General features: G+C 36.1%; 12 protein-coding genes. 5 read left to right on the top strand and 7 right to left on the bottom strand.

What is annotated here, in order from left to right:
* Positions 1–397: 397 nt before the first annotated feature.
* The 3 genes from K5X82_17890 to floA all read left to right on the top strand — a co-directional run bounded on the left by K5X82_17890 (position 398) and on the right by floA (position 3,861).
* Positions 398–2,308: a hypothetical protein gene (locus tag K5X82_17890; GenBank protein ID QZT37083.1), complete on the top strand. Its 1,911-nt coding sequence runs from the start codon at positions 398–400 to the stop codon at positions 2,306–2,308.
* Between the two features lie 61 nt (positions 2,309–2,369).
* Positions 2,370–2,855, top strand: coding sequence for a hypothetical protein (locus K5X82_17885; GenBank protein ID QZT37082.1), 486 nt, complete (start codon positions 2,370–2,372; stop codon positions 2,853–2,855).
* A 13-nt stretch (positions 2,856–2,868) separates the two neighbouring features.
* Positions 2,869–3,861: a flotillin-like protein FloA gene (gene floA, locus K5X82_17880; protein QZT37081.1), complete on the top strand. Its 993-nt coding sequence runs from the start codon at positions 2,869–2,871 to the stop codon at positions 3,859–3,861.
* A 57-nt stretch (positions 3,862–3,918) separates the two neighbouring features.
* Here floA and K5X82_17875 read toward each other — a convergent pair whose 3' ends face one another.
* The 6 genes from K5X82_17875 to pheT form a co-directional block, all read right to left on the bottom strand.
* Positions 3,919–5,298: an alkyl/aryl-sulfatase gene (locus tag K5X82_17875; protein QZT37080.1), complete on the bottom strand. Its 1,380-nt coding sequence runs from the start codon at positions 5,296–5,298 to the stop codon at positions 3,919–3,921.
* 38 nt (positions 5,299–5,336) lie between these two features.
* The gene (locus K5X82_17870; GenBank protein QZT37079.1) at positions 5,337–5,645 is read right to left on the bottom strand and encodes a 4Fe-4S binding protein; all 309 of its coding nucleotides are present in this window, start codon (positions 5,643–5,645) and stop codon (positions 5,337–5,339) included.
* Between the two features lie 143 nt (positions 5,646–5,788).
* Complete coding sequence (locus K5X82_17865) at positions 5,789–6,637, bottom strand: helix-turn-helix domain-containing protein (GenBank protein QZT37078.1); 849 nt, start codon at positions 6,635–6,637, stop codon at positions 5,789–5,791.
* 102 nt (positions 6,638–6,739) lie between these two features.
* Positions 6,740–7,432, bottom strand: a complete 693-nt coding sequence (locus K5X82_17860) for a helix-turn-helix domain-containing protein (protein QZT37077.1) — start codon at positions 7,430–7,432, stop codon at positions 6,740–6,742.
* Positions 7,433–7,444: 12 nt separating this feature from the next.
* On the bottom strand, positions 7,445–8,344 hold the full coding sequence (locus K5X82_17855; protein QZT37076.1) for a DMT family transporter: 900 nt from the start codon (positions 8,342–8,344) through the stop codon (positions 7,445–7,447).
* A gap of 260 nt (positions 8,345–8,604) precedes the next feature.
* Positions 8,605–11,064: a phenylalanine--tRNA ligase subunit beta gene (gene pheT, locus K5X82_17850; GenBank protein QZT37075.1), complete on the bottom strand. Its 2,460-nt coding sequence runs from the start codon at positions 11,062–11,064 to the stop codon at positions 8,605–8,607.
* 429 nt (positions 11,065–11,493) lie between these two features.
* On the opposite strand from pheT, the gene K5X82_17845 reads away from it, so the two are divergent.
* Together K5X82_17845 and K5X82_17840 are read left to right on the top strand one after the other, a co-directional pair.
* Positions 11,494–11,973 (top strand): glutathione peroxidase, encoded by a 480-nt coding sequence (locus K5X82_17845; GenBank protein ID QZT37074.1) that lies wholly within the window; start codon positions 11,494–11,496, stop codon positions 11,971–11,973.
* A 10-nt stretch (positions 11,974–11,983) separates the two neighbouring features.
* Positions 11,984–12,424 carry a MarR family transcriptional regulator gene (locus tag K5X82_17840; protein QZT37073.1) on the top strand — a complete coding sequence of 147 codons (441 nt, stop codon included), beginning with the start codon at positions 11,984–11,986 and terminating at the stop codon, positions 12,422–12,424.
* Positions 12,425–12,517: 93 nt separating this feature from the next.
* On the opposite strand, the gene miaA is transcribed toward K5X82_17840, so the two are convergent.
* Positions 12,518–13,414, bottom strand: coding sequence for a tRNA (adenosine(37)-N6)-dimethylallyltransferase MiaA (miaA, locus tag K5X82_17835; GenBank protein QZT37072.1), 897 nt, complete (start codon positions 13,412–13,414; stop codon positions 12,518–12,520).

Here is a 13,414-nt window from a genome sequence, read left to right as displayed (position 1 = left end):
TTTCTTTTTATGAACAGGCCCTGTTTTCAGAGAATAGACATCTCAATAATCTCGAATAGTACTTTCTAATTGAGTGAAACTAAAATGGAAAGATCTCGGCATTATTCTGATAGAGTTCTTTTAAAATAGTTTTTATACAAAACCATATAGAACATAATTAAAGTTGCACAATACGATCGACTCTAATAACATGAAACTCAACACATGATAGCAATTGTGATATTATTTTATTTGCAATGAATTGTTAAATGTAGTTCGTATATCTTTTGTGTATCTAGTCGAATACAGTTATATTAGCATAAAAATACTTAGTACAAATATGTAAACAATTGGACTGTAGTGGTTTTTGTGGACCAAAACGAACTACTACCCTCCTAATAATTAATATACTGAATCTATGATTAAGCTTAAATTCAATCAGGTGTTCTTATTGGCTTTTTTGCTACAAATGTGTTTTATCACTACTGGTTTTGCACAACAACAGGGAGCAAAAGAGGAGGCGATAGCCTATTTCAAAAAGGAGAACTATCAGAGCGCATATCCTCTATTTGTTCAGTTACACGAATTGTACTCATCAGATCCATTGATGAATTATTATTATGGTGTTTCTAAAGTGAAAGTTGGTCGTTTTGATCAAGACATTATCACTTCATTAAGAAGTGCTTTAGTGAGTAATCAAACTCCAACCAATGCACTCTTCTATTTGGGACAATCTTACCATGCCTTTGAACAATATGAGAAAGCCATAGATGCATATGCTCGGTTTGAAGAGAAATCAAAGAAGAAAGAGCAGAAACAGCTCGAAGTAAAGAAATTCAAAGAGCTAGCATATGAGAAGAAGAATCCTTTCTCGTTGGCAGTTGGCAGAAGTCGAGTAGAGAGAATCAAGGAAGAGAAAGAACAGAAACAACTGGCCGAAGTAAAGAAAGAGATTAAAGAAGAGAGTGGTGTAACCAATATTCAAGATGAAAAGAGCTCTTCTAAATCCATTCAATTGGACAATTATGACATCCATTTTAATATCAACTCAACCTTAACCTACCATAGAGTTGGTGATTTTAAAGAAGCATCGGCACGTCAACTTTATCTAAAAGGATTAGAGCTCAAGATGAAGAGAGTTGGTTTATCCGAAACAATTGATAGCCTGCGCAAGGAATTTAATAGTATTGAAAGAGATCAAAATAGCTATTCAAAATCAGAAGCGGAATCCAAAAGACAGTCATTGACAGATGAGATTATTAAACTAGAGCATAAACTTTATCCTCTATTAAAACAAGAACAACAACGTTTTGCACAATCAAAAGTGGTTGAACAGACATATTGGAAGGACTATTCATTGAACAAACAAAAAGCGTATGCCAATGAACTTCTGAAAAAATATGATCCTGAAGCAGTTCTATTTGAAACAAAAGTAGAAGAAGCCGAAACAACACCTAAAGAGCCGGTAAAAAGTTTGACATCACCACCTGTACAAAAACAAGAAGCTCCCAAAGAGATGGTTGATTCTACAAAGATAAACACGAAATCAACAAAAAAGGACAATATCCCTACTACGAAGAGTAGTAATGTAAAAGAGGATATTGTTACAGCTCAAGTAGCAGAAACAACAGGTGGCTCTAAAAAAGCAAATGAAGCTAAACCAAAAGTAGAAACAAATCAAACAGAGGCACCTCAAAAGAGCAAAAAGATAGATTCTCCTTCTACTAAGAAAGAGATTAAAAGAGAAACAACTTCTTCGACAACCAAATCTGCACAAAAAAATGTAGTGACAAATACAGTAAAGCCGACACAAAGCGTCGTAAAAAAAGAAGTTACTACTGCTGCTGTCGTTACTACTACTTCTGTTGCAACTTCATCAACTAAGAATGAACCTAAAAAGCAAGTAGAGAATGTAGATGTTCCTTCTGTAAGTTTTGATGAAGACATGACTTTTGAAGTTGCAAACAACACCCCTACTACCACTCCAGTTGAGACCCAAAACACAAACAAGATTGTAGAGAAACCTTCGGTAAAAAAAGATAAAACGGAAAGTCCTAAAGCTTATTATGCAATTCAAATTGTAGCATCTAAAGGGGACGTAAGTGATGATGTGAAGAACAAAGTTTCAACTGCAGTATCAGCACCATTACACTACTATTCCAAAGGTACAACTCGTTATTATATCGTTGGGTATTTCAACAACTTAAAAGAAGCAGCAACCACTAAATCGTCATTAAGATCTGGTGGGTTTTCTGATGCATTTACAGTAGCGTTGAATGAAAAAGGGGAGAGAATATCATTTGCTGATGCAAAAAAGTTGCTACAGTAATAAATAATCACTATCTTTTTGTTAAATTTAACAAGATCAAAATATTTAAAACCTCAGGATCATGCTTTCGATATTAATACTTTTCATTCTGCTATTGGTTGTAACTGCTCTTATTATTGTTGAAGTGGGAATCCTACCAGGATTATCTATCTCAGGAATTTTTGCGTTACTCGTTGCAGCTTTCGCTTTATATTATAGTTATATAAGCTATGGAATATGGGGGACAACAATCACTTTGATAGCATATGCTGCTATCATACCATTTCTTGTCAAATATATCATGGAAAAGAATAAACACCTTTTTCCAAAGTTAAATACAACCATCGATGGTGTAGTGAATCCGCTTAAAGATATCACAGTCAATATTGGGGATCATGGAGTTTCAGAAACCCGTATGGCACCTGTTGGTTTCTCTATCTTAAATAACCAACGAATTCAAACTTACTCTATTGAAAGAGTAATTGATAGAGATATAGACATTGAAGTGGTGAAAATTGAGAATAACAAAGTATATGTAAAACCAGTCGAATCAGATAATAATAATTAATACCTAATAAGTAATGAGTAGTATTATTCCATTGGCAGTATTATTGCCAATTATTCTCGTTCTGATCCTTATTTTCTTCTACCTAGTACCGGTAGGACTTTGGATCACAGCTTTAGCTTCAGGAGTTCATGTATCTCTTGTTCAATTGTTCGCAATGCGATTCCGTAAAGTACCTCCAGGGGTGATTGTTAGAGCAATGGTTGAAGCACACAAAGCAGGCTTAGCAGAAATTAAAAGAGATGACCTTGAAGCACACTACCTTGCAGGTGGACGCGTTGCATTAGTTGTTCATGCTTTAGTATCAGCATCAAAAGCAGGTATTGCGCTATCTTTCAAAGATGCAACGGCAATTGACTTAGCAGGTCGTGATGTATTCGAAGCAGTACAGATGTCTGTAAACCCTAAGGTAATCAACACTCCTCCTGTAACAGCTGTTGCAAAGGATGGTATCCAGTTGATATGTAAAGCCCGAGTTACAGTTCGCGCAAGCATCGACCAATTGGTTGGTGGTGCTGGTGAAGATACTGTACTTGCTCGTGTTGGGGAAGGTATCGTATCTTCTATTGGTTCTTCAGCTTCACACAAAGAAGTATTAGAAAACCCTGATTCAATTTCACGTGTTGTATTAGAAAAAGGATTAGATGCTGGTACCGCATTTGAGATCTTATCTATTGATATTGCAGACATCGATATAGGTAAAAACATTGGTGCTTACCTACAGATGGATCAAGCTGAAGCAGATAAGAATATTGCACAAGCAAAAGCAGAAGAGCGTAGAGCAATGGCTGTAGCACTTGAGCAAGAGATGATCGCAAAAGCACAAGAAGCAAAAGCAAAAGTAATTCAAGCGGAAGCGGAAGTACCATTAGCAATTGCTGAAGCATTTAGAACAGGTAATTTAGGTGTAATGGATTATATGAAGTATCAGAACATCCAAGCAGACACTAAAATGAGAGGATCTATCTCTGGAGATGATCTTGAACATGGAACTACTGAAGAAAAGTAAGCCCATTCCATAATAAATAAAAAAGGATGCCGACTTGGCATCCTTTTTTATTATCTATCAATTCTCAAGCTCATATGCACAAGATAGGTAATAGTTTCTTGCAGGTGCATTCAACTGCTGAGAAGCAAGACTCTTAAGTATCAATATCCTAAGGTCAATCACTTTGGCTTTTTCATATCCCACACAAACAAGATAATCTGTCAGTTGTAGTGCCCATTGAAAGCTGCTCTCTTTGATCGCATCTTTAACATACTGAAGCATCTTACGTTCTCCTCCCACCATTTCAATCATATGCTTTGCCTCACTCATTTCGGACAGTGGTAACAGATTAGAAGGTGAACCATCAAACCAGCCAACATAATGTAGATATATAGAGCGCACTCCCCACGGAATCATCCCATAAAACTCTTGTAAATTTGGCTGTTCTGCTAATGTTTTAGGCAGTTTTACATGATCTACAGTCTGTTGTAAAGAATAACCGTCATTCATACACTTAATGGTTTGATCATATACACTCAGAATTGCTGTTCCATAATTATCTAAACACTGGTGTATGCGATGTTTTCCACTTAAAGGACGTGTATGTCCAGGAACAAGATGTTCTACTGGAAATCCACTCATTTTCATGATAGACTCACCCCACTCCTTCACATCTCTATATCGAGAACCTCTAATAGCATATAAATTAGGAAAAGCTTTATAATAGTTATCACCACTAAATAATGTTTTAAGTTGTGGAGTCCACACAAATAGTTGATCATTAGTTTCTCCATCCGCTGCATATAGCTCTAGTTGAACTCCAGCAACTTTAATAAAAAGAGAGTCATTGAAAGTTCTATTGGGAGGCAAGTAACCTTGTCCAACACGATCTTTAGATGTATAACCTGGAGCCACTCCCCTATTGATAATATCTTTTTTAGGGAGATTACGCCCAAATTGTCTCGCATTCCTTCTCTTCAAAACCTCACCTACCGGTGAAAGATCTTGTAGCTCCTCTTTAAAACCCTCTCTAGCAATAATAATAACATCCTTTTCATTAGTAATAAAAGCAGAAGCACCACCCGTATGATCACCATGACCATGCGTATAAACTATCGCTTTTACAGGTTTCGGTGTAATCTCTCTAAACTTAACTGCCACTTTCTCTGCTGCACCCAAAGCACGTAAAGCATCAATAATAATCACACCATCTTCCCCTACAATCATTGAAGTATTTGAGCCATCAAAACCCACTGCAGTATATACATTATGACCTAATGCAATGATTTCAGGAGTAAATTCCGAAGAGTGAGCCTTTAATTTAGTAAGGTTTGGATGCTCTTTTTTCTTCTCCGAGTTAACCGTTTTACAAGAGAAGTTAGTCGTCAACAACAACATTAGAGCTAATGACATAGCAGTTCTAAACCTTCTATATCCTTCATTATTCATTTTCTTCATAGTCCTATACAGTTTATCTATTTCCAACACCTATAACCTTAATCCTGTACAACTTTATGAATCGCAAATTCATGACATGTTTTCATACATGCACCACACACCGTACAAAGATGGTCATCGACAAAAGCTTTATTCGCTCCTTTGATTCGGACTTTTAAACGTCCCTTAAATGACAATTGTTCAATTTGCTCTCTTGATAATTCAATAATCGTCATTGCATCAAATGGGCATTTTTGAACACAAACACCACAACCATCACATGAATTCTGATCAATGGTTAATATCCCATTCTTAATACGAAGTTCTTTATCTAGTTCTTTTGCGAAAAGTTTATTTTTTAGTCCCATCTCAATTAATATTAGTACAAACGTAAACCTCACAATGATTTCATGACATATAGAGCATGAATCCATACAATTACAAAGGCAAAGTTAGCACCCTGTAATCAACGGAGAAAGGTAAATAAACGGTATTGGATGGTAAATAAAGGTCATTGGTATCTTAATCGATACACTGAAGGCAACTGACCAGTCTTTCCCTTGAAGTATTTAGTAAAATTGGTTGGATCGTCAAAACCAATTCGATATGCAATTTCCTTCATTGAAAGTGTAGAATAAGATAAAAGTCTTTTAATCTCAAGAAGTATACGCTCATCAATATACTTCTTTGCTGTAGTATTATGATATTGTTTTAATTGACGATTTAACTGCTTTGGAGAGATCGATAACTTCTCACAAATATCAACAATCTTAAGTTTATAACTAATATTCTGCTCAATCTCACATCTAAAGTTCAAATATAAATTCAATGTCTGATTAGGCTCAATCTCGGAATAGGACCTTTTCTTTCTTTCTATCTGAATTAAAAAACTAAGGAGTAAATTTCTTAAATAAGCTTCTTGTTCAAATTGTCCTCCGGCAAACTGTTCTCTAAGCATCTCTCCAACTAACACCTCTATTGACTCATTGCATTCACACAATATTGGCGTGATATTATGAATAAATATCGTAAAATTAAATAGATAGTTATAGTCTAACGACTCTTTGATAAGAAAATCAGAAGTGAAGACAATCGCATATCCTCGCATTTCAGAATTGGGCTCAAAACGTTGTACCTGTCCCATAGCAACAGGAATAATAGTACTCTTATGAAATTCAATTACCTTAAAATCCACTTCGTGAAACCCACTTCCATCTGTTATAACTAATATTTGATGAAATCTTAAACGATGTGCTACCAAAGACTTCTCTTTCATAGAAAGAATCTTTTGGATATCTACCACCTCGAACTGTATTGCGGCTTCTTTAAAATGATATATTGAGATAGGAGACGAATTCATATGTCTATTACAAAAAAAGATCTTAATGGTTATGAGTTTCTAAGATACAAAAAAGGAGATGCCATAGCCTCTCCTTTTTCTATATATTTTGATATTTTTATGCTACGAATCAAGGTCAAAATCAATAATACCCTTCGCAACCCAGATCTCTTTAATATCATTAATATGAATCTCGTATGGATCATATTGGTCATTGTCAGAAGTCATTCTTAAACGATGTGTTGATTCACTTTTTTCTATACGTTTAAATACAATTCCATCTTCTTTAGTAAGAACAATATAACAAGAACCAAACTTCACATCCCTCCAATTTTGCAAATAACTGGTGATCACATAAGAGTTATTCTTAATTGGCAACATTGAATCTCCTGTAATCTGAAACACGCGATATGTCTGTTCTTTCTGTAATTCAGGAAATGGCAGATCGAAATTGACTAAACTCGAAACGAATTGAGGTTCTGCATACCCTTCAGTATAACCTGCAGCAGCTTTTGCAGGAACAATCGAAGCTTTCTCTTTATTATCACTCTCCACAACAATGGGAAGAACACGTATATTCTTACCTTCTCTAGAGATCTCTCTATGCTCTGTTGTTAAATCAACATGAAGCAAGGTATCGATATCCACTCCGAAAGTGGTAGATAGTTTCTGAATATTACGTAATGAAGGAGTACTCCTCTCTTTTTCATAACAACCAATGGAAGACGCAGAGATATTAATCCTTTCGCCCAATTTCTTCTGTGACAAAAGAAATTCCGTCCTTAAATACTTTAAATTCGATGCTAGATATTTCATAATTAGTCTCTTCTATTTTTTCCCTCCAATAATCATTATTGCACCACTTAACACCCCTACTGCACCAACAATGGATAAAATAGTCAGTTGTTCTGGGGCCACCCAATGCAAACCAACCTCACTCATAATCCCTAATAAGATAAACGTAAGTACAGGATTAAGCGTAATGATAATACTCACATTCTTTGCTTTAGTATATTTCAATGCTTCTGCTAATGCACCATATGCCAAAAGTGTATTCAATCCTAAAAACACAACAATTGCCCATTGTTTCAGACTTAACACTCCTAATTGTGACAGGTCTGCTTGACTCAAAAACAACAATGAAGCGACACCATAAATGAATAAATTTAATTGAGTGGTGCTGAATCGTTGCACCAACTTCTTTTGTAAGATGGCATATATAGCCCACATTGTTCCACCAAACAAAGTCCATACATTACCTTCAATATACTCGTTGGAAGAATCAATTAGATTTATCAGCTTTTCTCTAAAAAAGAGTGTAAAGCCACACAATGCAATGACAAAGCCAAGGGCTTGCCATCGACTCAGTTTCTCTTTAAAAATAAAAATACCAGAAAGAGCAAGTAGAATGGGACCCCATTGAATTAATATCTGTGCATTCCCTGGAGAGGTCAAATGGATCCCCTGCATATATCCATAATAGTTAAGGGACAGGCAAACTGTTGCGACCATCAACATCAATGGAGGTTTTCTAAATATCTGCAGAGTGGTATATCGACCCCGACTCAACACAATGGTTAAGAGAATTAAGAAAGCAATAGAAAAACGAGCAAACACAATAGTGTGGGAATCCAGAAATTGGGATGCCATCTTTAATATGATCGCAAGAAAACCCCATAAAAGTGCGGTGAAGCAAGCAAAGAGTATTCCTTTTTTGTTATCACTCATGATATTCGGTCGTTTAATTATACAGTTATTATTCCTATACCAATTCTATTTTTAATGGAGTGGTAAATCACTTCAAAGATATCTTGTTTTGTTAAGGCTATGATAATACCATAACCCCTTCATCTGTTATTTTCAAACAAAATAGAAAGGAAATACACCTCACTTTTAATGATAGTATTCGTATCAAACCTAAAAGAAAGGTCAACCACATACGGTTGACCTTTACTTAAATATTATATTATATGCAGGCTCACATTCGCTTATCGCAAAGAAGCTCCCACCTGATGTTCAAATGACTTAATCATTTTGTTCATGATTTTATCAATCTGCTTATCTTTAAGCGTTCCTTTATCATCACGTAAGATGAAACTCAATGCATATGATTTCTTTCCTTCAGGAAGGTGCTCTCCTTCATAAACATCAAAGATATCGACTTTACGAAGAAGATTCTTCTCTCCCTTAAGTGCAATCGCTTTCAATTGATCAAATGTTACACTCTTATCCACCAATAAAGCAAGATCTCTACGTACCTCAGGATATTTTGGAAGCGGTGTATACTGAACTTTTTGTTTCTTCAACGTCGTAAGTACCGTTGTCCAATGAATATCAGCATAGAATACAGTTGTCTTAATCCCGTTCTTCTTTAGTAAAGACGGCGCAACATATCCTAGAGTAGCCAACACTTTTGGTCCTTGACAAATCTGAATCGCATCACTATAGATATCTTCAGTACAACTCTTAATTTGGATCTTATCTTCCGTAATACCAAGTTTCTCAAGGATATTGATAACATATGATTTCAAAGTATAGAAAGAAGAAGTTGTTGCTTCGCCTTGCCATCCCTCATTATCTCTATTCCCTGACAACCATAAACCTAGATGCTCTTCCTCATGGTATCTATTAACATGATTATCCGTTTCAATAGACTCATCATAGGTATAAACATTACCAAACTCATATAGAGATAGATCTCCATTTCTAAAGTTAGTATTACGCTCAACAGCCTCTAATCCACCAAACAGAAGATTCTCTCTCATCACATTAAGGTCTTGTGATAGAGGGTTGAATAATTTAACCAGATTAGCCTCAGGATAAGAGTTCAATCCATCATAGTTTGAAGCTTTTCCTAATGAGTTACTCCAGATCTCATTAAACCCACATGCTGAGAGTGAGTCAGAAACCATATTCTGTAACTTATGCTTATTTGGTTTATGTGAATATTGTATTGTAGACTTTACTGCAGTACCTGGTTGTACATTATTGTAGCCATAGATACGTAGAATGTCTTCGACCACATCAGCTTCCCTTTGAACATCCACTCTATAAGCAGGAACTTTTAGGTTCCATGTGTCATCGTCTGACTTACTTATCTCGATCTCTAGAGCAACCAAAATCTTTTCGATAGTAGCATCATCAATATCTTTACCAATCAATCGACGAGCATTAGATGGTTTGAATACCACTTCAAAAGGAGCCGTTGGAGCATCATCTGCAGCAACACGTTGGATGTCTCCAGAAATTTGTCCACCTGCAATCTCTTTAATTAACAATGCAGCACGCTTTAAAGCATACTCATTTCCATTAGGATCGACACCTCTCTCAAAACGGAAAGACGAATCTGTACTTAATCCATGACGACGTGCAGTCTTACGTACGTAAACTGGATTGAAATATGCACTCTCCAAGAATATATCAGTAGTTGTATCCTTTACTCCTGAATCTAAACCTCCGAACACTCCTGCAATACACATTCCTTCCGATTCATTACAAATCATCAGATCTTTCGCATCTAGCTCTCTTTCAACTTCGTCTAATGTTGTAAACTTTGTTCCTTGTGCTAAGGTTTCCACAACAATCTTATTGCCTTTGATTTTAGCCATATCAAAAGCATGTAATGGTTGACCTGTTTCAAATAGAACGTAGTTTGTAATATCTACGATATTATTGATTGGAGTTAAACCGATCACAATTAAGCGCTTCTGTAACCACTCTGGAGAGCTTTCTACTTTAACGCCACGAATACTTACTCCTGTATATATAGGGCATGCTGCTGAGTTACGTACATCTATCGTAACAGGCACTTGGTCATTATCAACTTTAAAGTCATCTACAGATGGCTTACTATAGGTAATGTTATCGTTTTGCTGTTTCAAGAATGCAGCCAAATCTCTTGCCACACCAATATGCGATGATCCATCCACACGGTTAGGTGTTAAATCGATCTCAATGATATAGTCATTCTCAACGTTGAAATATTCAGATGCAGCTTTTCCTACAGGAGCATCTGATGGCAATACCATAATACCATCATGACTTTCCCCCAAACCGATCTCATCTTCAGCACAGATCATACCCATCGAAACTTCACCACGAATCTTCGACTTCTTGATCTTAAACTCATTATCTCCATCGTATAGAATAGTACCTACTACTGCTACTACAACTTTTTGGCCTGCTGCCACATTTGGCGCACCACAAACAATTGGTAACAACTCTGCTTCCCCTACATCCACAGTAGTTTTTGATAAGTGGTCCGAATCAGGATGGGCTTCACAACTCTTCACTTCACCAATTACTAACCCTTTTAAACCACCTTTAATGGTTTCCACTTCCTCAATACTACCAACTTCTAATCCAGTCTGTGTAAGAATGGAAGAGAGCTCTGCAGGAGATAGATCTGTGTCTATATAATCCTTTAACCAACTATACGAAATATTCATCTTATATAAGGTATTTTTAACTTGCTTTTGATCACTTTTTTATGTCTAAAACATAAGAAGAACAAATGTAACCAAAACAGTGCTATTGGACAAATCGTCTTTTCGTTATTTCATATTGAACTAATCTTTTCAAAGAAAACGACTCCTATTAATACAATTATTAAGAAATTCAGACGACTCCAATAAAAGTAACTTTGGCAGCACATTCGTGAAGAGTATTACTTTTAACACAATCCGCGCTTCTTTTACACCAACAAATACCCACAAGCAAAAAACACCATCCAATTCTCTATATACCACCCGATTACACACAAACAATAGAGATACAACTCTAATAATTCATAGTAAATATTCAATGAAAAACTTGCACAATTCAATCGTAAGCGATATAATTGCATAAGATTTAAACAAAACAAACAATATACGATTATGAAATTCTACGATTTTACAGCCCGCACACTACAAGGAAAAGAGTTAAACATGTCTGAATTCGATGGCAAAGTAGTTGTTGTCGTAAACACAGCAAGCAAATGTGGATTAACCCCTCAATACGAAGGATTAGAGGCGCTATACCAAAAGTACAAAGATCAAGGGTTAGTTATCTTAGGTTTTCCTTGTAACCAATTCGGAAACCAAGAGCCTGGTGGCGAAAAAGAGATAAGTGAAGGGTGCCTAATTAACTACGGTGTATCTTTCCCTATGTTTAGCAAAGTAGATGTTAATGGGGATCAATCACATCCTATCTTTAAATATCTAAAAGGAGAACTTGGAGGATGGTTTGGTTCGAAGATAAAATGGAATTTTACTAAGTTTGTAATCGATAGAGAGGGTAAACCAATCAAACGATTCGCTCCTGTTGCAAAACCAGAGAAAATGGAGACTCTCATTAAAAAGTTACTAGAGAAATAACAAGAAATATATGGAACAACTAAAGATATCCAATCAATTCTGCTTTCCATTCTATGTGGCAAGCAGAATGATAACAAAGCTCTATCAACCTCTATTGGAGCAATATGGGTTGACCTACCCTCAATACTTGGTATTAATGGTTCTATGGGAGGAATCTCCTTTACCAGTTAAGTCTATAGGAGAAAAGTTATACCTAAATAGTAATACCTTAACGCCACTCCTAAAACGTATGGAGGCCATGGAGCTAATAATACGCACCCGTGACACAAAAGACGAACGCAAGGTATTTATCGAATTAACCACTAAGGCGAGAGAGTTAAAGAGTGATATCGCATGTGTTCCAACCACTTTATTTGAAAAATTGGATATGCCGATGGACAAGATGCAAAGCATCAAAAAAGATTTAGAAGATGTCATTGGACTACTCAACAAATCTCTATCTGAAGATTAAATTACAAGAAAAGATATCTAGGCCTTAATGACTTCACTCAAACAAACAACTGAAGTAATTAGGGCCTAAACATTTGCACAACATATCAACGAATTAAAGTTGTGATTTGATAAAGTCAACAATTTGTTCTTGCTCATCAGGATGAAACCATTCATAAGCCTTATCTCTTCTAAACCATGTCAACTGTTTTCGGGCATACTTTCTACTATTTGCTTGAACTCTCTCAATAGCATAATCGAGGTCTTTTTCTCCACCAAAGTAGTTAAAGAACTCTCTATACCCAACGGTGTTTAATGCAGGTAAATCCTTATAGTCGTATAACGATCGTGCCTCCGCTTCTAATCCTTGATCTATCATCATCAATACCCTTCGGTTAATTCGATCATACACCTCTTCACGTTCGCGATTGACACAGATTTTTATAATATTAAAAGGACGGTTCTTAACTGTATTTGTTCGTAATTCAGAGTAAGGTCCACCTGTCATTCTAATAATCTCAACAGCATGGATCACTCTCTTATGGTTATTTAAGTCCACCTGAGTGTAATAGACAGGATCATGCTCCTTAAGCTCTTGCATGATATTATCAATTCCCTCTTCCTCATACTGTTTTAGTAAACCATTACGAACCACTGGAGTCACAGTGGGTAGATCATCAATACCTTTACACACTGCATCGATGTACATCATTGAGCCGCCAGTCATCACAACCAATTGCTTTGATTCAAATAGGTCGTCCAACTTTGCTAATACATCCACCTCAAATTGTGCGGCATTATAGTAATCATGAACAGAATGAGTCTGAATAAAGTGATGAGGTACTCTTGACAACTCCTCTTGCGTTGGTACCGCCGTACCTATTGTCATCTCCTTAAAGAGCTGCCTAGAATCACACGAAATAATCTCCGTCTGAAATGTTTCCGCAATTCGAATACTTAAATCTGTCTTTCCAACTCCCGTAGGTCCGGTTATTACGACTAATGTTTTCAT

This window comes from Prolixibacteraceae bacterium, from assembly GCA_019856515.1.
GTDB lineage: Bacteria > Bacteroidota > Bacteroidia > Bacteroidales > Prolixibacteraceae > Halosquirtibacter > Halosquirtibacter xylanolyticus.
The sequence above is the reverse complement of the archived record's forward strand: the minus strand, read 5'-3'. Positions and strand labels throughout refer to the sequence as shown.